The organism is Pseudomonas sp. B16(2017), from assembly GCF_002113205.1.
Taxonomy (GTDB): domain Bacteria; phylum Pseudomonadota; class Gammaproteobacteria; order Pseudomonadales; family Pseudomonadaceae; genus Aquipseudomonas; species Aquipseudomonas pharyngis.
Map to the genome: position 1 here is coordinate 161,410 of NZ_NEKA01000004.1, position 23,800 is coordinate 185,209.

General features: G+C 57.8%; 20 protein-coding genes. 11 read left to right on the plus strand and 9 right to left on the minus strand.

Features of this window, described 5'->3' with window-relative positions; genetic code table 11:
* Positions 1 to 521 precede the first annotated feature (521 nt).
* Together CAG25_RS08320 and CAG25_RS08325 are read left to right on the plus strand one after the other, a co-directional pair.
* Positions 522 to 1,376: a GNAT family N-acetyltransferase gene (locus tag CAG25_RS08320; protein ID WP_085610319.1), complete on the plus strand. Its 855-nt coding sequence runs from the start codon at positions 522 to 524 to the stop codon at positions 1,374 to 1,376.
* 61 nt (positions 1,377 to 1,437) lie between these two features.
* On the plus strand, positions 1,438 to 2,145 hold the full coding sequence (locus CAG25_RS08325; protein WP_085610320.1) for a cupin domain-containing protein: 708 nt from the start codon (positions 1,438 to 1,440) through the stop codon (positions 2,143 to 2,145).
* Between the two features lie 2 nt (positions 2,146 to 2,147).
* On the opposite strand, the gene CAG25_RS08330 is transcribed toward CAG25_RS08325, so the two are convergent.
* From CAG25_RS08330 to CAG25_RS08365, 8 genes are all read right to left on the minus strand, one after another.
* Entirely contained in the window at positions 2,148 to 3,536 is a 1,389-nt protein-coding gene (locus CAG25_RS08330; protein ID WP_085610321.1) for an LLM class flavin-dependent oxidoreductase, read from the minus strand.
* A 35-nt stretch (positions 3,537 to 3,571) separates the two neighbouring features.
* Entirely contained in the window at positions 3,572 to 4,417 is an 846-nt protein-coding gene (locus CAG25_RS08335) for an amino acid ABC transporter permease (RefSeq protein WP_085610322.1), read from the minus strand.
* Positions 4,414 to 5,235: an ABC transporter substrate-binding protein gene (locus CAG25_RS08340; protein WP_039768560.1), complete on the minus strand. Its 822-nt coding sequence runs from the start codon at positions 5,233 to 5,235 to the stop codon at positions 4,414 to 4,416. The genes CAG25_RS08335 and CAG25_RS08340 overlap by 4 nt, the downstream gene beginning before the upstream one ends.
* A gap of 148 nt (positions 5,236 to 5,383) precedes the next feature.
* On the minus strand, positions 5,384 to 5,782 hold the full coding sequence (locus CAG25_RS08345) for a DUF5329 domain-containing protein (RefSeq protein WP_085610323.1): 399 nt from the start codon (positions 5,780 to 5,782) through the stop codon (positions 5,384 to 5,386).
* 94 nt (positions 5,783 to 5,876) lie between these two features.
* On the minus strand, positions 5,877 to 7,451 hold the full coding sequence (locus CAG25_RS08350) for a phospholipase D family protein (protein ID WP_085610324.1): 1,575 nt from the start codon (positions 7,449 to 7,451) through the stop codon (positions 5,877 to 5,879).
* 308 nt (positions 7,452 to 7,759) lie between these two features.
* Entirely contained in the window at positions 7,760 to 8,785 is a 1,026-nt protein-coding gene (locus tag CAG25_RS08355) for a sensor histidine kinase KdpD (RefSeq protein ID WP_085610325.1), read from the minus strand.
* Between the two features lie 10 nt (positions 8,786 to 8,795).
* Complete coding sequence (locus CAG25_RS08360) at positions 8,796 to 10,256, minus strand: ATPase domain-containing protein (protein ID WP_085610326.1); 1,461 nt, start codon at positions 10,254 to 10,256, stop codon at positions 8,796 to 8,798.
* On the minus strand, positions 10,253 to 10,687 hold the full coding sequence (locus CAG25_RS08365; RefSeq protein ID WP_085610674.1) for a hypothetical protein: 435 nt from the start codon (positions 10,685 to 10,687) through the stop codon (positions 10,253 to 10,255). Before CAG25_RS08365 ends, CAG25_RS08360 begins: the two co-directional genes overlap by 4 nt.
* 266 nt (positions 10,688 to 10,953) lie before the next feature.
* Between CAG25_RS08365 and CAG25_RS08370 the strand changes: the two genes are divergently transcribed.
* The 7 genes from CAG25_RS08370 (at position 10,954) to CAG25_RS08400 (ending at position 20,451) form a co-directional block, all read left to right on the plus strand.
* Complete coding sequence (locus tag CAG25_RS08370) at positions 10,954 to 12,399, plus strand: ATPase domain-containing protein (protein ID WP_166742306.1); 1,446 nt, start codon at positions 10,954 to 10,956, stop codon at positions 12,397 to 12,399.
* Between the two features lie 24 nt (positions 12,400 to 12,423).
* Complete coding sequence (locus CAG25_RS08375) at positions 12,424 to 12,786, plus strand: response regulator (RefSeq protein ID WP_039768563.1); 363 nt, start codon at positions 12,424 to 12,426, stop codon at positions 12,784 to 12,786.
* A gap of 508 nt (positions 12,787 to 13,294) precedes the next feature.
* Positions 13,295 to 14,278: an LLM class oxidoreductase gene (locus tag CAG25_RS08380; RefSeq protein WP_085610327.1), complete on the plus strand. Its 984-nt coding sequence runs from the start codon at positions 13,295 to 13,297 to the stop codon at positions 14,276 to 14,278.
* Between the two features lie 459 nt (positions 14,279 to 14,737).
* Positions 14,738 to 15,280 carry a DUF3833 domain-containing protein gene (locus CAG25_RS08385; protein ID WP_085610328.1) on the plus strand — a complete coding sequence of 181 codons (543 nt, stop codon included), beginning with the start codon at positions 14,738 to 14,740 and terminating at the stop codon, positions 15,278 to 15,280.
* 8 nt (positions 15,281 to 15,288) lie between these two features.
* On the plus strand, positions 15,289 to 16,827 hold the full coding sequence (locus tag CAG25_RS08390; RefSeq protein WP_085610675.1) for a cryptochrome/photolyase family protein: 1,539 nt from the start codon (positions 15,289 to 15,291) through the stop codon (positions 16,825 to 16,827).
* Between the two features lie 164 nt (positions 16,828 to 16,991).
* Positions 16,992 to 19,937: a PAS domain S-box protein gene (locus CAG25_RS08395; RefSeq protein WP_085610676.1), complete on the plus strand. Its 2,946-nt coding sequence runs from the start codon at positions 16,992 to 16,994 to the stop codon at positions 19,935 to 19,937.
* 58 nt (positions 19,938 to 19,995) lie between these two features.
* Positions 19,996 to 20,451, plus strand: a complete 456-nt coding sequence (locus tag CAG25_RS08400) for a TspO/MBR family protein (protein WP_085610677.1) — start codon at positions 19,996 to 19,998, stop codon at positions 20,449 to 20,451.
* 27 nt (positions 20,452 to 20,478) lie between these two features.
* Here CAG25_RS08400 and CAG25_RS08405 read toward each other — a convergent pair whose 3' ends face one another.
* Complete coding sequence (locus CAG25_RS08405; protein ID WP_085610329.1) at positions 20,479 to 21,456, minus strand: NAD-dependent epimerase; 978 nt, start codon at positions 21,454 to 21,456, stop codon at positions 20,479 to 20,481.
* A gap of 602 nt (positions 21,457 to 22,058) precedes the next feature.
* Between CAG25_RS08405 and rfaH the strand changes: the two genes are divergently transcribed.
* Both rfaH and CAG25_RS08415 read left to right on the plus strand, forming a co-directional pair.
* Entirely contained in the window at positions 22,059 to 22,595 is a 537-nt protein-coding gene (gene rfaH / locus CAG25_RS08410) for a transcription/translation regulatory transformer protein RfaH (protein ID WP_064596747.1), read from the plus strand.
* Positions 22,596 to 22,632: 37 nt separating this feature from the next.
* The gene (locus CAG25_RS08415; RefSeq protein WP_085610330.1) at positions 22,633 to 23,793 is read left to right on the plus strand and encodes an outer membrane beta-barrel protein; all 1,161 of its coding nucleotides are present in this window, start codon (positions 22,633 to 22,635) and stop codon (positions 23,791 to 23,793) included.
* Positions 23,794 to 23,800 lie beyond the last annotated feature (7 nt).

Consider the following 23,800-nt stretch of genomic DNA (forward strand, 5'->3'; position numbering starts at 1 on the left):
CAACGCTGCAGCACACCGTCATTACAACACCGTGAAATCAGCAGATGGCGTTAAAAGCGACCTCCGTTCGATACAAATCACCGTTTTGGTCACGCCGCTCAGCAGACTTTGCGGTGCGCTCCAGCCTTGGGCAAAGCCCCGGTTTATGCGCACTTATGGACCTTTATCAGCCGCTTTGGACTTCGGGCAGCGACTTTGCCCGCAGAAACTGCGCCCCATCGCAGCCGTGGCATCAGTTGCTGCGGCGCATCTCAGCCCGGTTCTGAATCGAGGCGATTGAACGTACATCCTGCGCCTGAGCGACGAGGCTCGGTACAAGCCTTTTATAGGGTAAAAAGGCCCAAGCATTTGCTGCCGACACGAGGCCCGGATTAAGTAGTAAGTGTGGTCTTTGGGACCGTGCTTCGCGGAATCTGCCGAATATTCCCTGCCCCCTTGTCAGGCTTTCATCCAGATGGGATACAGGCGTCACCTCGCCGCAAAACCCGGCGCCAGCGCACACTCTTGATCGGAGAATCGCCATGTCCACCCCACTCCCTTCCTACGTCTATCGGCCGATGACTGCCGACGACCTGCCCAAGGCCCATGCCCTGTCCGTGCAATTGAAGTGGCCCCATCGACTTGACGACTGGGCCATGCTGCAACGGGTCAGCAAGGGCTTTGTCGTACTCGATGGCGAGCGTTTGATCGGCACCGCGTTCGCCTGCCCGCAAGGTGATTTCACGACCATTGGCCTGGTCATTGTCAGTGACGATTACCAGGGCCAGGGCATCGGGCGAAAGCTCATGGAACACGCGCTGCAGGCTTGCCAGTCAAGCACGGCGATATTGAATGCGACCGTGGCCGGCGCACCGCTGTATGCCAGCCAGGGTTTTGTCGAGTTTGGCCGGATTCAGCAGCATCAGGGCCTGGCGCAAGCCCCCGTGCCCGGACCATTGGCAGACGGTGAGGAATGCCGCCCGCTGCACGAGGCGGATCATGGGCGGGTGCTGGAACTGGCCAATGCCGGCAGCGGGCTGGATCGGCAAGCGGTGCTCAGCGATCTGTTCACTGTCGTAGAGCATTCGGTGGGCATTGTGCGCGCCGGCCAGTTGCGCGCCTTCGCCCTGCTGCGCCCGTTCGGTCGCGGTCGTTGCATCGGCCCGTTGATCGCCGAAAACCTTGGGCAGGCCCAACATCTGATCGCGACATTGCTGGCCGGGATACCGGACGCCTTTGTGCGCATCGATATTCCAGCCGATTGTGGCCTGGCCGATTGGCTGGAGGCCGCCGGCCTGAAAAAGGTCGACACCGTGGCCCAAATGTCCCGCGGTGCTGCACCGCAGGCACACCATGGCGTTCGGCAGTTTGCCCTGGTCACCCAAGCCATCGGCTGACTATCGGGCTGGCGCTGGTCGCCCCCCATGAAATTCCCTCAAGACCTGGAGCTTCACCCGTATGTTCGAACCTTGCATCATGCTGCTGGCTCGCGCCGATGGCAGTCGCGTCGACACCGCTTTCAAACAGCAACCCTTGAACGCTGCAGACCCTTTCTCGACCGGACGTCAGGTCGCCTGGTCAGGGAGCGACGGCATATCTGCAGGCATCGTCAAAGCAGGCGCAAGCCTTGATATCGAGGACTTCCCGCACACCGAGGTGATCGTGGTTCACGCGGGGCATGTGACGTTGAAAACCCGGGAGCGGACGCTGCAACTGGCCGTTGGCACCAGCGCGGTCATCGGCCGCGGCACGGCCCTGCGGATCGAAGCAAAGACCGGCACCCGATGGGCGTTTTGCGCCATGGCCACCGAAGCCGCGACACCCGGCCTGACCCCGCTCGACCCGCTGGCGCACCTATCTCCCTCCGCCGCGCCGGAGCAGCAGATACTGATCGGTCCGGCACCGCAATGCCGCTCACGCAATGCCTTCGAAGACGCCACAACCGATCTGCGTGTCGGCGTGTGGGACTCGACGCCCTACGAACGTCACGGTCGCCCGCACAAGCTCAATGAGCTGATGTACCTGATCGAAGGAACCGTAACGTTGCAGACCCCTGAGGGCTCGAGCATGACCGTCAATACCGGCGACAGCGTATTTGTTGCGCGCGGGGCACCGTGCGCCTGGAAAAGCACGCGCTACGTACGCAAGGTGTATGCGGTTAAATAGCGTCAGCCATAAAGCGCCTTGTCGAAGCGGAACGAAGCCCCATAGGCCGAGGCTGGCAGGTGACTGGAGTGATCTGCCCGTAACCGCGAGCGGAAAGTGCCACTCTGCGGTTGAGTACGGTACAGCCCTCGCTTTTGCAATTCGGGAATAACCAGTTCGACAAAGTCCTCAAGGCTGCCTGGGCTGATCAACGGGTTGAGCATGTAGCCGCTGGTGCCGGAAATTCGCGCGTGCTCTTCGATGCGCTCGGCGACTTGCTGCGGTGTACCGACGAGAATCAGGTCGCTGCCACGGGTAACGCTGGCGAAGCGCTTTTTCACATCACCCGCCGTCAGCGGCTTGCCACTGCCATCGGGGCGCATCACGTAAGAGGTCAGGCCTTCGGTGTGCGTCGAGAGTGCATCGCTGTCGGCGTAGCGGCTGATGTCGATGCCGGTGTCGCCGGCGTAACTGACCAGTTGTGCCTGCAAGTGATAGTTGCTTTGCAACTCGTCGTATTTGCGCTGGGCTTCGATTTCGGTTTTGGCCGTGACGATGCGCAATACCGTCAACGATTTCACGTCCTCACGTTGACGCCCCCGCGCCTGAGCCTGGGCCCAGATGTCTTCCAGGCCCTGACGGATGTCCTGCGGGTTGGATTTGGCGATGAAGATCAGTTCCGCATGCTTGGCGGCGAATTCTCGACCGCGTCCCGACCAGCCCGCCTGGATCAGCAACGGGGTGCGCTGCGGGGACGGAGCGGTCAGGTGCGGCCCGGCCACACGATAGTGCGCACCCTCATGATTGATCGGTCGCACCCGCTCGCCTCTGGCATACAGCTGGCGGGCCTTGTCGGCAACCACGGCGTCATCGGCCCAACTGCCTTCCCAGAGTTTGTACACCACGTCGAGAAACTCCTCGGCGCGTTCATAGCGATCGTCATGCTTGATCATTTGCTCCAGCCCGAAATTGCGGGCGGCACTGGACAAGTAAGAGGTGACGATGTTCCAGCCCACTCGCCCATTGGTGAGGTGATCAAGCGTGCTGAAGCGCCGGGCGTGGGTAAACGGATGCTCATAACTGGTGGTCACCGTGACACCAAACGCCAGGTTTTCCGTCACGGCCGCCAATGCCGGAATGATCATCAACGGATCGTTGGCCGGTGCTTCCACCGCCCATTTCATGGCCGCATCGGCATTGCCGCCGAACACATCGTAGAAACCCAGAACATCACCAAAGAACAACATATCGAGGTGCGCCTGATCGGCAATCCGCGCCAGGTTTGACCAGTAGCCCAGCGAGTTGATCGCCAGGCGTTCGTCAGCCGGGTGCGTCCACAGACTCGGCGCACCGCCGCACCCGACACTGGCTTGTTCATAGAGTGCAAAAAGCAGAGGTTTGGGATCGGACATCTTGGTTCCTGCAAGAAATCATTCAACGGAATGGCTCAGCGCTGATGCTTGAAGCCTCTGCCGTAATGGCGTTCGAGGCGATGCTGGATCAGTTCGAGACCGATGGATAACAGCCAATAGATGGCGGCTGCGGTGGTCAGCATTTCAATGTAACGGTAGGACGAGCGCCCGTACGACTGCGCCAGAAACATCACTTCCCAAACCCCCATGACCGAAATCAGGGACGAGTCCTTGAGCATCGAAATGAACTGGCTGGTGGTCGGTGGAATGATCGTGCGCATGGCTTGCGGCAGGATGATATGGATGAACGTCGCGGCCGGCCTCAGGCCCAGTGCGGCTGCCGCTTCGCGCTGACCTGGGGCAACAGCGAGGATGCCGGCACGGAAAATCTCACTCAGATAAGCCCCGTAGTTGAGCGACAGCGCGATGATCCCGGCGCTGATTGCGCCTGGCACCACGCCCAACTGCGGCAGCCCCAGATAGATCAACAGGATCTGGATCAACAGTGGCGTGCCGCGAAAGAATGAGGCGTAGAAGCTGGCGATACCAAACGCCACGGCGCTGCTCGACAGTCTGGCCAGCGCGGTGACAAAGCCCAGCAATAACGAAAACCAGATCGAGCAGAAACACAGGAATATCGTCAGCGCCGCGCCCTGCAAGAACCCGTTCGGCCCCAGATGCAGGCCGATCAGGTTCGGCAACTTTTCCACAATGATCGAAAACTTCAGATCGAAGCGCATGAAAAACCACACGCCCAGACCCGACAGCGCCGCCCACGTCAGATACAGGCGCGTGCGAAAACCGAACAGCTGACGTGTCAGTGGCGGCTGCTTTTGCGGGCTGTTGGCCGCTTTGGCCGGATGCGGATTGATGGCTGTCATTGGCTGATATCAGAACCGATCCACTTGCGGGATATTTTGCTCAGCGTGCCGTCAGTCTTGAGTTGCGCAATGACCTCGGTGACTTTCGCATTCCATTGCGGATCGCCCTTCTCGACCGCCACGACGTTCGGCTCGGCATACAGTGGATCTCCGGCAATCTTGAAACGCGGATCCTGAGCGATGCGTTCACGCGCGGTGATGAGGTTGGTGACCATGGCATCCAGGCGCACGCCAGTACCCAGTGCGAGATCCTGGAAGGCAACGGTTTCATTGTCGTAAGGGGCGATCTGGACATTGTCGAACGGATAGCTCAACGGTTTGTCCTCGGCGCCTTCAATGACCAGATCCTTGTTCAGATAGGCCTCATAAGTCGACGCACTGATCACACCGACTTTTTTGCCGGACAAATCTTTGCCAGTGACGATGTCCTTGTCCTTCGCATTGACCACGATCACCGCCGGTGACTGGTAATACTCCACGGGGAAATCAAATACTTCGGCCCGCGCCTTACTCGGTGTCATCGAGCACACGCAGATGTCGTATCGACCGTTCCAGTGCCCCGCGGCAATCACGTCCCAGGAAGGTGTTTCAAGTTTCAGCTTGACCCCAAGGCGCTCGGCCACAGCTTTAGCAACATCCACATCAAAGCCGTCGAGCTGGTTCTGGTCATTGAGAAAAGAGAACGGCGGGTAACTCTCCATCAGGACACCGGTGAGCTCACCTTTTTGCGTCACGCGATCAAGGGTGGGCCCGGCGAAGGCTGCAGCGCAACTGACGGCGAGCGCCAGGCCAAGTGTCAAATGTGTCGGGATCTTCAAGTGCGAATGCTCCAATCAGGAAATGCCTGGTTAGATTAAAACGCACTATAAAATTAATATGAACTTCGTTTTAGGAATAAAAAGCTACACTTGGGCTATATGAAATTCAGCCGCCAGCATCAGGCAAAGCCTTCATCTCCAAGGCCCGTTAATGAAGTTGCCGTTGCCTGTCGAGCTCCCTCTTCAACCAGCTGCTGGCGGGTTCTGTGCGTTCTGCACAACGCACCTCATAGGCGCGCCCACTGATGCTGCTTTGAGTGGCAGCAAGATCGATGAAGTCTTCTGCGCTGTTCACCCTGTTCCTGGCTTCAAGATAATTCAGCTTTTTCTCCAGATGCGCTCGATCACGGGGACCTGGGTATTCGCTGCCATTGCGCACAAACTGACACTCACTGTGTTCGACATAGTCCAGCAAGGCTTTTATCTCTTCAATGGTTTGAGGTCTGGTTTGAACCTGCGCATCTGCGACGATTGCGATGAGGCTGATCCCTGCAATCATGACCCATTGGCTGATACGCCTCGCCGTTTCCCCTGCTCTCATTCGCATGATTCATCCTGCTCTTGAAAAAGGAATGGAACGAGCTCTGGCAGTATCGCCCGTCGTTGTCCGGTTGGTCGCAGACCCAAACTTGATGCGGTCTCTATAGCATCCTCTCCAGCCCGATCGCGCTGCTCAGCCACGAATTGAAGTGTCGCCACCAACTCCCCGGCTCCCTGGTCAACGTATGCTTTTTGCCGTCATCCTCGGTGACCCAGACCAGTTGATCCTTTTCCAGCACGGTGTGATAACTCAGAGCAGGCGCCATACCTTCCAGGGCCAGTTCACGCACCCGCCCCGCGAGTTCGGGATCATCAACCAACACCCCGACTTCGGTGTTCCACAATAAGGATCGCGAGTCAAAATTGAACGACCCGATAAAAGCTTTCTGCTGGTCAAAAATCATCGCCTTGCTATGCAGGCTGGAGTCGGAACTGCTGGAGGACCCGCTGTAAAACAGACGCGGTCCGCTGCGGCTGTCGGCATTGTCGCCGGACTGGCGGCGTAATTCGAACAACTGCACACCATGCTTGAGCAAGGTTTTTCGATAAGGCGCGTAAGCGCCGTGCGCGGCGGGTACATCGGTAGCTTCCAGAGAGTTGGTCAACAAGGTGATCGACACGCCGGCGTCGGCACGACCGGTCAAGTACAACAATCCCGGTTGACCAGGCACCATATAGGCCGAAACCATGATCAACTCCTTGCTGACGCCGTCAAGTTCAGGCGCCAACTGGGTGGCCAACAGCAAGTGCGGAGCGGGTTCGCCCTTGGACAATACCTTGCTCGGGGCATCCCACATCGCTTTGTTCCAGGCCCAGATCAGCTCCCGGCGCCAGATATTCAGGCGTGGTTGAGTGGTGTAGGTCATCAATTGCTGATCGAGCGCGTGATCCTGCTTGCGTGTTTCCTCCAGGGATTCATCCAGCCGGGTCCGGGTATTTTGCAGGTCCCTGGTCGTCGGCCTGATCGAGAGAAACTGCTCGATCGACTTGCTCAGCGCACTGTTCCAATACTGATCAAAACTTTGCTCCAACTGCTCCGCAACCGGGCCGACACTCAACATATCGATGTCTTTGAAATTCTTGTCAGGCTGCGCATCGAAATACTCATCGCCCAAATTGCGGCCTCCGACGATTGCCACACAGTTGTCTGCCACCCACAATTTATTGTGCATCCGTCGGTGTTGCTGCGACAGATTGAACAGCCGCCCCATCGTTCGCGTTACGACGGTGCTGCGTCCCAGGTGCAGCGGATTGAACACGCGCACTTGAATCAGCGGGTGCGCCGCCAGCGTCGCGATAATCCGGTCCAGGTCATCGCTGGTGGTGTCATCGAGCAGAATCCTCACGCGGACGCCGCGGTCGGCGGCGTCGAGCAACTCGCTCACCAGTATTCTGGTACTGATGCCGTCGTGGACGATGTAGTACTGCAGGTCCAGGCTGCTTTGGGCATTACGAATCAGCTCGGCGCGGGCACTGAACGCTTCGGCACTTTCGGATAACAAACGAAACCCCGATTGGCCCTGATGCGGGGCAGCCTGGGCCTTGATTGAACGCCCGAACGCCGAATCGCTTGCCGGCAAAGCCTGACTGGGTTCGTGGAGGACATTGGGGGTCGTACACCCACCAAAGAGTACGGCGAGCAACAGAAGAACAAACAAGCGCTGCTGGTTTCTCACGGAGCGTACTCCGAGCAATGAAACATCAGGGAAACCGGATCCTGAAGAATGGCCTGTTGGTTCCCTCCAGCCTTGTGGTCGTATCGACCCTTTGCACTGTTTTCTTCAATCTGCGGGGGTTGTTTCAGGAGCGTAGTTCATCCGCTGACACTTGCGGGAGCCGCCCAGGGTGGAAAAGAGTGTGTGGACAGCAATCGGCAAGAAAAAAAGCAATTGCTACCGCTGATTAAAATGGCAGCGCGAAGCATTTCCGCTGGGCTCCCGCAGTCAGAGGCCTTGGTATAACGGTGGACGACTTGTAGATGGCGTCAATGATCAGCCAAGGGCAGTTTCATGACGAACTCGCTACCCTTCCCTTCTCCCGAACTGGTCCCCGTCACAGTACCGCCGTGGGCTTCGATCAATTCCCGCACGACCGTAAGTCCAATGCCCAGGCCTGCGCCATTGAAACCGACCGCGTGAACATCCTGTACGAACGGCTCAAAAATGAACGGCAGTGCCTTGGGCGTTATTCCAATACCGGTATCGCGAATGCATATCGTCAGGTGGTCGACTTCAATCGTCGCAGTCAGTGAGACCGTGCCATTGGCGGGCGTATATTTGGCGGCGTTGCCCAGTAGATTGCCGAGGATTTGAGTGAGGCGCGCTGGATCACCATTAACCATCAAGGCGCATCCCGGCAGATTCGAGCTGAAACTCAAACTGTTAGCGATCATGAGCGGGCTGCAGGCATCTATCGCCTCATGAATGATTCGAGCCATATCGACACGCTGGCAATCAAGTCGAAACTTGCCGGTACTGGCGCGGGCGATATCGAGCAGGTCTTCGACCAAGCGGGACATCTGCTTCACTTGCCCCTCTATCAACACCTGCATGCGCGGCAGTTCCTCACTCGGCACACGTACCAGCCGGCCGGCAATCATGCTGATGGGTGTCAGAGGATTGCGAAGTTCGTGTGCAACCAGGTTGAGGAAGTTGCGTTGCTGTTCCAGCGCATGTTCAGCGGCCGCCTGCAAATCCTGGGCACTCAGCGCGGCTATCACCAGCTTCTCGTTTGCCTCGCGCAATTCGAGATACATTTGCTGCTCTGCCTGGGCGACTGTCGGATTTTCTGCATCCGACTGCGCCGACAGGATTGACAGCACCAGTTGCTGGTTGGCTTCAATCAATTGTTCGACATGGTGGCTATCGACGAGTTGGGCATTGGCCTGGTTGAGTTCTTTATGAACCGCTGCCAGCACTGCACGCGCCGCCACCGTTTTCTGGCCGAGTACGAACAGTTCGCGTGCAGCGCCAGCGATGGCTTGCTCATTCTTGCCGTGACCCTCGCTCATGATATTTCGCTCATCCTTCGATGGTGACCGCGCGCTGCTGGGTAGGACGTCCCCCTAACAACCCTTCCCTGTCCGGCAACATTTCGCCGATCTGCAAGCCATCATCATCTATCCGGTACAACCTCAACTCGTCGGAATGCGCGCTGGCCCGCACCTTGACCACGGCCATGATGCGCAACAAGCGGCTCTGCACTTCTATGTAGCGCTGGACGATGATGGCATCGGTGAGAAACGCCGTGCCGTAAGGACTGAAACGCAGGTCGGTGTAGCGATCCTCCAGCTCGGAGGTCATCAATACACTGACACCTGCACTGGTGAGAGCGGTCACCATGCGTGACAGCGACTCACGAAAGTCTTCGCGGAATGTCGGCGCCAACGCCAGCTCAAAGCCTGACAGGGAGTCAATCACCAAACGAGTAGCGTTCAGGCGGTTGATCTCGCTCAACAGTAACTGGACGATTTCGTCGATTGACAAGTCTGGCGCGCGACTATCGACCAAACCCACCTTCCCGCCCTGAATCAACCCGGCGAGGGTGGCGTTCTGGGAGCGATTGGGACGCTGCTCGAATACCGCGATCACGCCGGTCTCACCATTGCGCACGCCTTCGGCGAGGAAGGTCGCAGCCAGAATGCTTTTGCCCGAACCTGATGGACCTGCCACCAGCAGGGAGTATCCACGGGGCAAGCCACCGCCCAGCATTTCGTCGAGTTGGGGCACACCCATTTTCAGGCGCTGCATCGGAAACGTCAGCGTGGGTTCAACGTGGTTGAGGGGGGCCGGTGCGAAAACCTTTATGCCTGATGTAGCGATGCGGAAGGTGTGCAGCCCCGGCAGCGTCGGCTGGCCGCGCATCTTCATGATTTCCATCTTGCGCACCATGGAGTTGCGTTGAACGCTCTGACGCAGCCAGATCAGACCATCGGCCACCGTGAAAATAGGGTTGGTGTCAGTTTCAGTGAAATATTCACCGATCAGGAAAGTGGTGGCCTGCCAAGTGGTCATCAACATGCCTAACTGCTGAATGAACTGCGGCAAGTTGTTGTTGGGATTGTCCTGGGTCTGGCTCGCGAGCACCACTGAACGAAACGAATCGACGAACACCAGCGCCGGAGAGTACGCCTCTACCTCGGCGACGATTCGGCGTAGCACTTCGTCCAGATCCCCCGCCAGGGTGTCACTGGCCAGGTTGATATAACGGATTGACTGATTGACGGCTTCCTCGTCGAAAAAGTCGAATTGCTGTTGGTAACGCAACATCTTCAACGGAGGCTCGCCGAGCACGGTGAAGAACAGTGCCGGACGCTCGGGCGTCGCCAGGGCAAACATCATCTGATGCGCCAGGGTAGTTTTGCCACAGCCAGGCGGGCCGGCGATCAGGTTGAACGAGAACTCCGGCAATCCCCCGCCCAGCACCTCGTCCAGTCCTGGCACTCCGGTGGACAGACGCTTGATAGTCACTTTGGTGTTCATGGCGAGTTTTCCTGCGCAGATGTGTCGCTCAAAGAAGGTTTCCACACGTCACGAAGCAAGCGTGCGGTGAGCGAGGGCCCGATCAGCGTAGTGAGCAGTTCGTAGAAGGTGGTCAGCATCACTTCACCAAACAACAAGGCGTCTGCTTCGCTTTCTGTAACGAGTTCAGAATGAAGAGCGTTCAGACCCGGCGCGGCTTGTACACGATCAGACAGGGGGCCCAGGTGCGGTTGGCGGGAGGCGCAGAGATGAAGGCTGCGTCGATAAAGCGCTGCGACTCCCTGCTGACCGATGATGGGGGTAAGCGCTGTGTGCATAGCCTCCAAAATCGAGACAGTCGCTTGCGCGATACTTGCAGTATCAGCATTGGGGCCAACCCGGTGCGCCAGAGCAGCTACGATCTGGCGGCTCTCTTCGTTTAGCGCGGACATGGCTAGCTGATTTCTGATGGGCAGGTCTTGATAGTACACCCTGCAAGGCGTTGCAGAGACTCAATTGGCCCGAGAACCTTCTTTACTTTCGATTCCCCCGATTTATCGCCCACATTGAGGCTTCGCAGCTCCAGATTTAAGCGAATGAATAACTTTACCGGCACTGCTGCCTGAAACGTCAGTGAAGTGCAGATAGCCCCGGCACACAAATGGCGTTAGCATCCCGTACATTCGGTTTAACAGCATGATTTCAAGATCAGGGTCGCATAGTGGAAAAGTTAAATCGCCTTCAGAGTGGAATCGAAGGCCTGGATGCTCTGCTCAAGGGCGGATTGGTCTCAGGCGCTTCCTACATTATTCAGGGGCGTCCAGGGTCGGGTAAAACGATCCTCGCCAACCAACTTGGATTCCATCATGCGCGCAACGGCGGCCGTGTACTGGTAGCGACACTGCTTGCCGAATCCCATGACCGGCTTTTTCAGTTTCTGTCCACCTTGAGCTTTTACGACGCTTCCAAAGTTGGCGCTGAAATCCAGTTCGTCAGTGCATTCGATACGCTGGAAAATGAAGGTCTGGATGAAGTCGTAAAACTGCTGAGGCGTGAGATCAGCCGCCAGAAGGCGACAGTCATGGTTGTCGACGGATTGCTGAACGCACGCTCTAAAGCCGACTCGCCAATCGACACCAAGAAGTTCATCTCTGAATTGCAAGGGCACGCTGCATTTGCTGGATGCACCGTGTTGTTTCTCACCAGTTCCCGACTGGATGACGGCAGCCCCGAGCACACCATGGTGGATGGCGTGATCGAAATGGGAGAGGAGCTTTATGGCACCCGCTCGGTGCGTCGTATTCAACTGCGTAAAACCCGGGGTAGCGCGGCACTGACCGGACTTCACGAGTGCGAAATCACCGAGAACGGTCTGGTGGTTTATCCGCGCCTGGAAAGCCTCTACAGCCACCCCTCTTCGCCCGACAGCGCCAACATGACGCGCATCCCCAGCGGTATACATTCTCTGGACACGATACTGGGTGGCGGGCTGCACAGTTCCAGCGTGACGCTGGTCATGGGCCCATCAGGAATAGGCAAGACAACCCTAGGTCTTAAATTCCTGGGTGAGTCGACGGTGAAGGCACCGGGCCTGCATTTTGGCTTTTATGAAAGCCCGGAGCGGTTACGCCTGAAGGGCCAGTCACTAGGAATCGACATCAAAGGCATGGAAGAAAGCGGTGCGTTGAGCATCGCGTGGCAACCGACCACCGAAGGTCTCCTGGACGGCCTGGGCTCAAGGTTGCTGAGCATCGTCGAAGAAAAGGGCATCAAGCGTTTATTCATCGACAGCCTTAGCGGCATGACGCGGGTGTCGACGAATCCAGCCCGAATTACTGACTTTTACAGTGCCCTCATGAACGAATTACGCTCCAGGGGCGTGACAGTGTTCGCCTCTTGGGAGATGCGAGATCTGTTCGGCTCCGAGATCAGTTCACCAAACTCTGACCTGTCCAGCATCGTCGACAATCTGATGCTGATGCGGTTCTTCGAGAATGACTCTGAACTAAGCAGAACCATTTCCATTCTTAAAGTCAGAGATAGCTCTTATGACCCTTCGCGATTTGAAGTGGTCATCCGTGACCAGGACGTTGATCTGAAAAAGGCTTCAAGAAATGAACCGCCAGTTCCTAATCCTGCAGCCCTGCCAGGTTCATTTTCCTAGGTCTTCTATTCAGGTTGCATTCTCATGACCACCATCCTGGTTGTCGACGACGAATATTTGATCGCTGACATTCTCGGCTTTGCGCTGGAGGATGAAGGCTTCATGGTCGTGAAAGCCAGCAATGGCAAAAAAGGGCTTGAGGTACTTGAGCGAGAGCGCCCTGACCTGATCATTACCGACTTCATGATGCCGGTTATGGACGGACTCGAATTCGCCACGGCCGTCCGCGCACTGCCCTCAGCGCATCTCTTGCCCATCATTCTGATCAGCGGCGCGCAAGCCCACCTCGGCATGGAGAGATCGGACTTGTTCAATGCTGTCCTGGAAAAGCCTTTCAATATCGATTCAATCCTTGCTACCGCCAGGCGACTGCTGGCTGCAAATTGAAACGGATTGAATCCATCTCCAAGACTGAACCTGCCCGCTCGGCCCTGCATGCCTCATGGCATGCAGCTTTCACCTTTTGCTGGAACCGCTCGAGATTCATCGATGATTCGCCCAATGACCGAAGTCATGTCGAGTGGGACTCGATGGATCGTAATCCTGCCACCTGCTTGTGATCGGTTGAAGTCGCAAAGGTCTCCCACGATGTGCGAGGCACAATGGCGCAACACGGCAATACCGCCTACGCTGATGAGGTAACCTCTGGGCCCGTTTCCGAGTTGACAGTATCGAGCCGGGAGATGATTCCTTTTACCGTCCGCTTATCACCCATCCGGACCTGCCCGCGCATATCGCCAGCAACTGGCTCCTCAAGCCGGTCCACCCGACCGGCAGTACGGCGCAATGGGCAAAGCTGCACTCAGTCCCCCCACCTGTCGTTCCCAAGCGACCGATGCCGCAGCACCTCTGGCAACGGGGCGCTGTTCACGTTCTGCCACTGAGGAAAATCAGTATGTATCGGCCGAGCACGATTCCTTATCAGCAGCATCGAGGGTTCAGCCGAACCTTCACGCCGGGGCATTTGAGCCTTGGATTGTTCTTTCCCATGGAGGCCTTCGACGGCGACACGCCGAGCATGCTCAACCAGGTCGCATTGGCGAAACAGGCCGAGGCACTGGGCTTCAGCGCACTCTGGTTTCGTGACGTGCCGCTTCGCGATCCCGGATTCGGCGATGTCGGCCAAGTCTTCGACCCCTGGGTCTACCTGGGTTATATGGCCGCCCATACATCGGAAATTGCACTTGGCACCGCCTCCATCGCCATCCCTTTGCACCATCCCCTGCACACGGCCAAGGCGTCAGCCAGCGTCGATCAGTTGAGCGCAGGTCGCTTGATTCTTGGGGTGGCGTCCGGCGACCGCCCGGTGGAGTTCTCGGCTTTTGGCGTCGATCCCGAAAGGCGCGGGGATATCTTTCGCGAGCACTACGCGGTGATTCGCCGAGCCCACAGCACCAGTTTCGAACCCATCCACTGGAGCGCCGGGGAAATGCGCGGCGCGGATCTGATTCCGAAACCGACCACCCAATTCATTCCAATGCTCGTGACCGGCAATAGCCGTCAGTCACTGGATTGGATCGCGCGCGAAAGCAACGGATGGATCAACTATCCACGCATACCGAACATGCAGAGACTGGTCGTGGAAGATTGGCGGCTGGAGGTCACGAAGCAATGTGGTTCCGTCTATAAGCCCTTCACTCAGTCGCTTTACATCGACCTTGATGAAAACCCGTCCACGCCACCCGCTCGCATTCATTTGGGGTTCAAACTCGGACGCTACCATTTGCGGTTTTTGCTGGAGTCGCTTGAGGAAATCGGCGTCGATCACGTCATCCTGAATCTCAAATACGGAAAGCGCCCGGCAGCGGAGGTTATTGAGGAGCTGGGTACTCACATCATTGCGCAATTCGGTGCACAGCCAAGTCCGACAGCGCAGTGATCTGTCGGCCACTCCTATCCCCGCAGGATGCTCACTGAGCATCCTGCGCCTCACGGTCCGGCGTTCACTGCGCTGGATATTCCCCAGTACCAGCGCTCGACGGGCAGACCGGCCAACCGCTGTTTCCAGGGCAAAACGTTCGGCATCGCGTTAAGGCGCAGCAAGCGCCCTGCGTGAGGGAAGAAGTATTGTCAGGTGGTTTTTTTCGGCCTATCTTGATTCATACCTATACAAACTATCTGTCTACGTACAACTATTCGCAAAACGCTTGGCCTCACGTACAGCGCTGCCGCGAGAAAAACAAAGCCGCCCATCGCCGTAAGACTCTCGTTGACGTCGTCAAAAGTCGAGCGTCAAGACCAGCCGGGGAAAACGATAAACCTGTACATGTCCAGCCCACCGTACAAGCGAATGGTTCGAACCTGGCCTTCGACACCTTTGCATTCAGGGAGTAAGGCAATGACGCGATTCCTGCTGTTACTGACACTGATATTCAGCATCGCAAGCTGCACCAGCGTGGACGTCGCCCGTTATGCCGACCAACACCCAGCCCTGGATCTGCATCGGTTTTTCAGCCAGCCCGTCAAGGCCTGGGGAATGTTTCAGAAGCGCAGCGGCGAAGTGACCAAGCGTTTCGAAGTGAATATTGTCAGCCGTCGCGAAGGCAACAACCTGATTCTCGACGAGCGCTTTCTGTACAGCGATGGCACCCGCCAACACCGCGTATGGACATTGACGCCCGAGGGCCAGGGACGCTGGAGCGGTCGCGCCGGCGATGTAGTCGGCGTTGCCCAAGGCCAGGTGGCGGGCAACACATTTCACTGGCGCTATCGGCTGAACGTACCGGTCGACGATTCGACCTATGAAATGAGCATGGACGACTGGATGTACCTGATGGACGAGGACACGTTGATCAACCGCACCCGCATGTCCAAGTTCGGCGTGGAGGTCGGCCAGGTGACCTTGTTCTTCCGCCGCCAGAGCACCGAAGCAAGCCAATGAACCGCAAAATGAACACTACCCGCCGCTTGTGCCTGGTACTGGGCGACCAGTTGTCGTTCGACCTGGCTTCCTTACAGGCACTCGATGCCGAGCGCGACACGGTGTTGCTGGTTGAAGTCATGGAAGAAGCCAGCCATGTGCCCCACCATCCACAGAAGATTGCTCTGATCTTCAGCGCCATGCGCCATTTCGCTCAGGCGTTGCGAGACCAAGGCATACGTGTTGAATACGTGACCCTGGATGACCCGCAAAACAGCGGTTCGGTGCCGGGTGAGCTGCATCGTTGGAAAAAGCTGTTGCAGGCCGACGAAGTGCACGTGACTGAGTGTGGCGACTGGCGGCTGGAGCATTCGATCAAGGAATGCCGTTTGCCCGTCCAGTGGCACGCCGATACGCGTTTTCTGTGCGGTCGCGAAGAATTTACCGCATGGGCCGAGGGCAAAAAACAGCTGCGCATGGAGTTTTTCTACCGTGAGATGCGGCGCAAGAGCCGCTTGCTGCTCAATGGCGACGGTTCACCAGTGGGCGGCGCATGGAACTTCGATGCCGAGAATCGCAAGGCCCTGCCCAAAGGCGTCAAAGCGCCCTACCCGGTACGCTTCAATAACGACGCCATCACCCTCGATGTGCTGGCACTGGTCAAGGCGCGCTTCAGCCACCATTACGGCACACTCGATGACTTCAACTATCCCGTCACCCATGCCGATGCGCAGGCACTCTGGGCGTACTTTCTCGATTATGGCCTGGCGGGGTTTGGCGATTACCAGGACGCCATGGCCAGTGACGAGCCGTTCCTGTTTCATGCGCGCATCAGCGCAGCGCTCAACATTGGCCTGCTGGATTTGCGGCAAATTTGCAGTGACGTGGAGTCGGCGTACTGGGCCGGCAGCGTTGCGCTCAATGCCGCCGAAGGCTTCATTCGGCAACTGATTGGCTGGCGGGAATATGTGCGGGGCGTGTACTGGCTGAAGATGCCGGATTACGCGCTGGGCAACTCTTTTGGCAACAGCCGTCCGCTCCCCGAGTTCTACTGGACGGGTGACACGCAGATGAACTGCATGCGCCACGCCATCGGGCAAAGCCTGCAGCATGCCTATGCGCATCACATTCAGCGGCTGATGGTCACCGGCAACTTCGCCCTGCTCGCCGGCATCGCGCCGAGTCAGATCTGCGAGTGGTACCTGGCGATCTACATGGATGCTTTTGACTGGGTCGAGCTGCCCAACACGCTGGGCATGGTCATGCACGCCGATGGCGGTTATCTCGGTTCCAAACCCTATTGCGCCAGCGGCCAGTACATCAATCGCATGTCGGATTACTGCCGCGGTTGCGCGTACAAGGTCCGCGAAAGCACGGCAGACAATGCCTGCCCGTTCAACGCGTTGTATTGGCATTTCCTGATGCGCCACGGTGAGCTGCTGCGCGGCAATCAGCGCATGGCCATGATGTACAAGAACCTCGACCGCATGCCGCAAACCAGGCAACAGGCACTCTGGCAACGCGGCCAGTCGTTGCTGGCCCGCCTGGATAACAGCGAATCGATTTGAAATCAGCGTTCACCCGAAGCGACCTTGCTCCATCAGTGAAACTTAACGACGAAGCAACCTGTCAACGGATCAGCAGCTACAACGCTTCCCGCTGCTGACTGCAGCGCTCGGGCATGCCCGAACCACTGAAACCGGTCCCTGAAAAATTCAACCAAGAAGGTGAGATGGACACCCTCAAACACCTTAGTCGCGAAGCGCTCGAGTGCGAGGTCAAGCGATTACGCGCCGCGCTGCAGAGCAATGAAGTCGACATTGAGCGCGACATCACAGCGCGACTGCACGCCAGTCAGGCCGCGCTCGCTCGTAGTGAGGCGCGGCAGCGCGCGGTTTTCGAGAGTGCAGTGGATTTTGCGATGGTCGTCACTGACCTTGGCGGGAACATCACGGAATGGAACTGCGGCGCGACCAACGTGCTGGGCTGGTCCGCCGAAGAGGTTCGCGGCCAGAGCGCGGCCTGCTTTTTCACACCTGAGGACCGCGCTGCCGGCCGTGTAGAAGAGGAAATGCAACGCGCCCTTGTCGAAGGCCGTGCCTACGATGAGCGCTGGCATTTGCGCAAGAACGGCGAGCGATTCTGGGCCTCTGGCGAGCTGATGCCGCTCTACGATGAAGACCAGACTCACCTGGGGTTCGTGAAAATTCTCCGCGACCGGACTCAGGAGCATCTGTTCGGACGCGCCATGACCGAAACCCAGGAGCGCTATCGACTGGCGGTCAAGGCGACCAGCGATGCAGTTTGGGATTGGGACCTGCAAACCAACCAGATCATCTGGAACCAGGCGTTGCAACAGGCGTACGGTTTCCCGCTGGAGAATGTTGATCCCAGTGGCGACTGGCGGTTCGCGCGGATCCATCCGCAGGATCAGGCGCGGGTGCAGGCATCGATGCGCGCCGCCATCGAAGGCGACGGCACGACATGGAGCGCGGAGTATCGGTTCTGCTGTCAGGACGGCTCTTACGCCGAGGTGCTGGATCGCGGACACTTGATCCGCAATCCCGCTGGCCAGGCCGAACGCATGATCGGCGCGATGCTTGACCTGACGCGCTCGCGCAGTGCCGAAACGGCGCTGCGTCAGAGTGAGGAACGCTTCAGTACCATTCTGGAAACCATCGAGTCGGCGTTCGCTATCGTCAAAGTCAAATTCGACGCCAACGATGAGCCTGTCGACTACTACTTCGTCGAGGCCAACCCGGCGTTCGAGCGCCAGTGCGGGGTCAACCTGCGCGGTAAATGGGTCACCGAGTTCGCGCCCAATCTTGAACGCTTCTGGTTCGAAACCTACGGCCACGTGGCCAAGACCGGGGAACCGGCGAACTTCGAAAATTACGCCAATACCTTTGAACGCTGGTTCGATGTGCGCGCGGTGCGGGTCGGCGATCCGGCCGACCGGCAGATCGCGATCCTGTTCAACGACGTCACCGAGCGGCGCGCCGCCGAGGAACGCTTGCGCGCCAGCGAGGCAATTGCCCGGGAAAACGTCGAACGAGTGCAACTGGCCCTTGCCGCCGGCGCCATCATCGGCACCTGGCACTGGGACCTGCTGACCGACCGCTTTGCCATCGACGAAGGCTTCGCCCAGGTGTTCAACCTCGACCCGGCACTGGGGCGCGAAGGCCTCAGCCTCGAACAAGTGATACCCAGCGTGCACCCCGACGACCGCGATAGCCTGACCATGGCAATCGACGAAGCCATTGGCCGCGGTGGCGCCTATTCCCATCAGTACCGTGTACGGCGCGAGGACGGCAGATTCCAGTGGATCGAAGCCAACGGACGCGTTGAGTGTGCAGATGACGGAGTTCCCCTGCGTTTTCCCGGCGTGCTGATCGACGTCGAGGAGCGGCGCACCGTCGAGGCAGAGCGCGACCGGGCTCTTGCCGCGTTGCGTTCGCTCAACGACACCCTCGAGCAGCGGGTTTCATCGCGCACCGCCGAGTTGATGCAGGCAGAGGAAAAACTGCGTCAGTCGCAGAAGATGGAAGCAGTCGGCCAACTGACGGGAGGCCTCGCTCACGATTTCAACAACTTGTTGGCCGGCATTTCCGGCGCACTGGAGTTGATGGGCGCGCGGATCAATCAGGGCCGCTTGAACGAAGTCGACAAGTACATGGTGACCGCACAGGGCGCGGTCAAGCGAGCCGCCGCCCTTACCCACCGCCTGCTGGCGTTCTCCAGACGCCAGACCCTCGATCCGCGACCGACCGACGTCAACACACTGATGACCGGCATGACCGAGCTGATCCAGCGCACCGTGGGCCCGAGCATTCTCCTGGAAACCATTGGCTCGCCCGTGCTTTGGCCAACACTGGTCGATGCCAGTCAACTGGAGAACGCGCTGCTCAATCTGTGTATCAACGCGCGTGATGCAATGCCCGATGGCGGACGCATCACCATCGAGACGGCCAATCGCATCGTCGACACCGAGATCGCCGGCGCGCTGGACATGCCCGAGGGCGAGTATGTGTGCCTGTGCGTCACCGATACCGGCACCGGCATGTCGGCCGATGTCATCGCCAAGGCCTTCGACCCGTTCTTCACCACCAAACCGCTGGGCCAGGGCACAGGGCTGGGCTTGTCGATGATCTACGGGTTCGCCAAACAATCCGGCGGCCAGGTGCGCGTGCACTCCCAGGTCGACCGGGGCACCACGATGTGCATCTACCTGCCTCGTCACCGTGGCGATCCCGTGCAGAGTCACGATGACAAGCACATCGCACCCGCGGTGGTGCCCAAGGCCAGCGAGACCATTCTGGTGGTGGACGACGAACCCACAGTGCGCGCGCTGCTGACCGATGTGCTTGGCGATCTCGGCTACAACTTGCTTGAGGCGGCCGACAGCGTTGCCGGGCTGAAAGTGTTGCAATCAAACGTGCATATCGACCTGCTGATCACCGATGTCGGCCTGCCGGGTGGCATGAACGGTCGGCAGCTGGCCGACGCCGGCCGGGAAATCCGCCCGAACCTGACGACCCTCTTCATTACCGGTTACGCGGAGAACGCAGTAATCGGCGCCGCCCAACTGGGCCCGGGCATGCAGGTGCTGACCAAGCCCTTCGCGGTCGACACGCTGGTGGCGCGGGTCAGTGAACTGATGTGCTCAAGATCCGAATGAACGACCGCTGCGGCGGAACAAACCAGGCAAACGGGCTGCGGCCAAGGAGTGTGAAATGGTGACTTTCCTGATTTTTCTGATCGCGTGCGGTGCGGCGGCAACCACCGGCATGGTTTTCAAGCCCGGCCAATGGTACGCGCAGCTCAACAAACCGAAGTTCACGCCACCCAACTGGGTGTTTCCGGTGGCCTGGACGACGATCTACCTGCTGCTGGCCTGGGTCGGCTATCGCTTGACCATGATTGCCGGCAGCGAACAGGTGCTGGCATTGTGGGCGGCGCAGATTGCGCTGAACACACTGTGGACGCCTGTGTTCTTCGGCGCGCAGCGGATCGTTGCCGCGATGATTATTCTCGTCCTGTTGTGGCTGGTCGTCGCCGTGATGGTGGTCCTGGCCCTGCGCCTGGATGTGATCACCGGGTTGATCCTGTTTCCTTATCTGGCCTGGCTGTGTGTCGCTGCGGCGCTTAATTTTTCGATAATGCGCAACAACCGGGTGGGTCTCGGCTCATGACCGTACTCCAGGCGCATGAAGCGCCGCTCAAATCCGATAGTACTGGCGATACCAACTCACAAACTGCGCCACACCCTCTGCAACTTCCACCCGCGGAGTAAACCCGATCCATTGTTCCAATGCCGAAACATCAGCCCAGGTCTTGATGACATCGCCGGCCTGCATCGGCAATAGATTGCGCTGGGCTTTTATGCCCAGTGCCTGTTCGAGGCAGTCGACGAAATCCAGTAACGCGACCGGTTTGCCGCGCCCCAGGTTGAAAATCCGGTTGACGCCACCCGCCTCCTTCTCCGGCGCTGGCGGTTTCGGACACAGGCGGACGATGCTTTCGACAACGTCATCGACGTAAGTAAAGTCCCGCGCCATCTGACCCTGGTTGTAGATGTCGATCGGTCGTCCCTGAAGAATGGCTTCGGTAAATTTGAACAGCGCCATATCCGGCCTGCCCCAGGGCCCGTAAACCGTGAAAAAGCGCAGGCCGCTGGCCTTCAAGCCGTAGAGATGGCAATAGCTGTCGGCGAGAAGCTCATTGGCGCGCTTGGTGGCGGCATACAGCGAGACAGGGTGCTCGACCGCATCATCGACGCTGTAGGGCAACTTGCTGTTGGCCCCATATACCGAGCTGCTCGACGCGTAGATCAGATGCGCGGGCGGATAATGTCGGCAGGCTTCCAGCACATTCAGAAACCCCACCAGGTTCGATTGCGCATAGGCATCCGGGTTGTCGAGCGAATAGCGCACACCCGCCTGAGCGGCCAGATGCACCACCTCGGTGAAATCGTGCGCTTTGAATAACGCCATCAAGGCAGGCTTGTCGACAATATCCAGTGTTTCAAAACTGAAACTCTGCAGACTACTCAACTGTTCAAGCCGCGCCTGTTTGAGATCCACACTGTAGTAATCGTTAAGGTTGTCGATACCGACAACTTCCTGGCCTTGCTGCGCCAATCGTTTGACCGCGTGATAGCCGATAAAGCCCGCAGCGCCTGTAACAAGAACGGTCATAATCCCTGCTCCACACAAGCCGACAGGCAATAAGTTATAGCGCTGGATGACTTATTCAGTCCAGGTTTTATAACAGCACCCAATAGTGGGGAAAGTTTTCGATCTAAATAATAGTCGCGACCATAACAGGCAGAAAAAGTTTCTACCGTTCAGCTAAAAGAATAAGTCATTAAAAAACAATTGGTTATCCATCGGTAAAAGCATTACTGGATGGATGGCGTATTTTTTGACTGCTAACGTTTGACAGACCAGAAAGACTGGCCGATAACTACCAAGGTTGATTTTTTGCAGGGCGCGAGCAGTCACTTACTCGCGCACTGTCGCTTCAGGGACAACTACTTAGTTACCTAACTTAAGCCTGAATGAACAGACCGTGCGGTAGCTTTGCCTTCTAAAAAGTTGAACCGATAATTCCTCCAGAGGTGCCGCAGAACAGAGCGAAACTTCACTGCTCGATGCACACCAATGAAACACTTTGTGATTCATGTTTGAAACACTTCAATAACCCATAATAAAAAAGCACTTTCGCTGACAGCCCTTACTTAGCCCTCAATAGAGCTTCTGCCTGCCATAAACTTTCGATCATTACAGAGTTTACCAGCATGCCAGTCATCAGCTCGGACCACCCAAATTGGTACCTTTTGCAATGCAAGCCACGTCAGGATGAGCGTGCTCATCTCAATCTGCTTCAACAGAATTACGTGGTCTTTCATCCCCAACTCGTCAGCGAGCGCATTATTCGCGGAAAACGCCAGCGAGTGCACGAATCCCTCTTTCCTGGATATTTGTTCATCCAACTCAGTCGTGAAGACAACTGGGCCCCCTTGCGTTCCACCCGAGGGGTCAGTCGTTTTGTCGAATTCAATCATGGTCCCGCGACAGTGCCTGAGCACGTCATCGAGCATCTGCGTACGCGTTGCATCGAATCAATGACGTCGGGGCCGGATGAAGCGCTGAAACCCGGAGAGAATCTACAGATTGTCAGCGGCCCGCTCGCGCCACTGGAGGGCGTGTTCCTCGGATTGCACGGAACCGACCGCGTGATGATCCTCCTGCAGTTTCTCAACCGTGAGCAGCCTGTCTGCCTGCCATTGAGCGTGATTGAACGACAACAAGCCGGTTTTCACCCCTACAACTAACGACTTGCCTTATATGCCCTTGCTCAGGAGCTATAACATGGCTTTGAAGTCACGATGCCCCGTCGCGCTGATGATGGCCTGTCTCTATCCCGAAATGGCCTGGAGCATCAATCCGCAAGCCATTGATGTGTATGGATTCGACTTCACGCCATCGTTCCTGTTTTCGGAAAGTTATGACGACAACTTTCGCGAACTGGAAAACAGCAAACAGTCCTCCATTGTCACCAAGCTGGCGCCTTCTTTCGAGCTCAAGGCCGAGGATCGCAACAGTGCCACGCGACTGATCTGGCAACCCACTCGCTACATTTATCACGACGAGTCGGATGCCTCGAACACGGCACAACGCGTGCGAGCGGACAGCATCATGGAGTTCACCGACCGGCATCGTCTGAAGCTCGACGCCGAGTACCGCAAATGGGAGCGCACGGAATCGACGGCGGTCGAAGGCATCAACGACAAGCTCAACAACAAACGTGTGGGCGGTCTCTACACCTTCGGGGCGAAAAGCGCTGACAACCAAATCGATCTCGGGGCCAGTTACGCACAACTGCGCTACGACAACGCCGATGGCATCAACGACGACAAGGAACGCAATACCACTGCCCTGACGAGCACCTGGTATCACCGCATCGGCAGCAACACCCGAGGTCTGGTGGAATACAACCACACCGACTTTGATTACCAGCAGGCCAACAGCCCGCGCAGCAGTAAATCCGACGCCGTCATGGCCGGTGCCGTATGGGATTTCACGGCACGCACGACGGGCAAGGTCCGCGTCGGTTACGAGAAAAAGAACTTCGACAACAGCGAATCCAAAGACCTCGACAACCCGACCTGGCAAGTCGATCTGCAATGGAAACCGCGGACCTATTCGACATTCACCTTCGTCGCTCGCCAGGCCCTCGCCGAAGGTGACGACGGCGCTGATGCCGTGAAGTCGACCTTCACCCAGGTCGGCTGGCGTCACGGCTGGACTGAGCGGATTACTACCGTGGCCCAGGCCGGTTACGGGCGTTATGTCTACGAAGGCCAAAGCCGTACCGACAATCTTCAGGACTACAACCTGGCCGTGGTGTACGCCATGCGCCGTTGGCTGGATATCGAACTGGGTTATCGATACCGCGACAACGATTCCGATGCCGACAATGAAAGCTTCACCCGCAACGTGTTTCAGATCAGCTTCAACGTCAGCCTTTAAGAGGGTC

Bases quoted from the DNA above. Each gene is read 5' to 3' on its own strand.
- CAG25_RS08355 (WP_085610325.1), bottom strand. From the start codon at position 8,785: ATGAGCGAGGGTCACGGCAAGAATGAGCAAGCCATCGCTGGCGCTGCA.
- CAG25_RS08335 (WP_085610322.1), bottom strand. From the start codon at position 4,417: ATGACAGCCATCAATCCGCATCCGGCCAAAGCGGCCAACAGCCCGCAA.
- CAG25_RS08320 (WP_085610319.1), top strand. From the start codon at position 522: ATGTCCACCCCACTCCCTTCCTACGTCTATCGGCCGATGACTGCCGAC.
- CAG25_RS08380 (WP_085610327.1), top strand. From the start codon at position 13,295: ATGTATCGGCCGAGCACGATTCCTTATCAGCAGCATCGAGGGTTCAGC.
- CAG25_RS08325 (WP_085610320.1), top strand. From the start codon at position 1,438: ATGTTCGAACCTTGCATCATGCTGCTGGCTCGCGCCGATGGCAGTCGC.
- CAG25_RS08345 (WP_085610323.1), bottom strand. From the start codon at position 5,782: ATGCGAATGAGAGCAGGGGAAACGGCGAGGCGTATCAGCCAATGGGTC.
- CAG25_RS08415 (WP_085610330.1), top strand. From the start codon at position 22,633: ATGGCTTTGAAGTCACGATGCCCCGTCGCGCTGATGATGGCCTGTCTC.
- CAG25_RS08405 (WP_085610329.1), bottom strand. From the start codon at position 21,456: ATGACCGTTCTTGTTACAGGCGCTGCGGGCTTTATCGGCTATCACGCG.
- CAG25_RS08330 (WP_085610321.1), bottom strand. From the start codon at position 3,536: ATGTCCGATCCCAAACCTCTGCTTTTTGCACTCTATGAACAAGCCAGT.
- CAG25_RS08365 (WP_085610674.1), bottom strand. From the start codon at position 10,687: ATGTCCGCGCTAAACGAAGAGAGCCGCCAGATCGTAGCTGCTCTGGCG.
- CAG25_RS08385 (WP_085610328.1), top strand. From the start codon at position 14,738: ATGACGCGATTCCTGCTGTTACTGACACTGATATTCAGCATCGCAAGC.
- CAG25_RS08360 (WP_085610326.1), bottom strand. From the start codon at position 10,256: ATGAACACCAAAGTGACTATCAAGCGTCTGTCCACCGGAGTGCCAGGA.
- rfaH (WP_064596747.1), top strand. From the start codon at position 22,059: ATGCCAGTCATCAGCTCGGACCACCCAAATTGGTACCTTTTGCAATGC.
- CAG25_RS08375 (WP_039768563.1), top strand. From the start codon at position 12,424: ATGACCACCATCCTGGTTGTCGACGACGAATATTTGATCGCTGACATT.
- CAG25_RS08390 (WP_085610675.1), top strand. From the start codon at position 15,289: ATGAACACTACCCGCCGCTTGTGCCTGGTACTGGGCGACCAGTTGTCG.
- CAG25_RS08395 (WP_085610676.1), top strand. From the start codon at position 16,992: ATGGACACCCTCAAACACCTTAGTCGCGAAGCGCTCGAGTGCGAGGTC.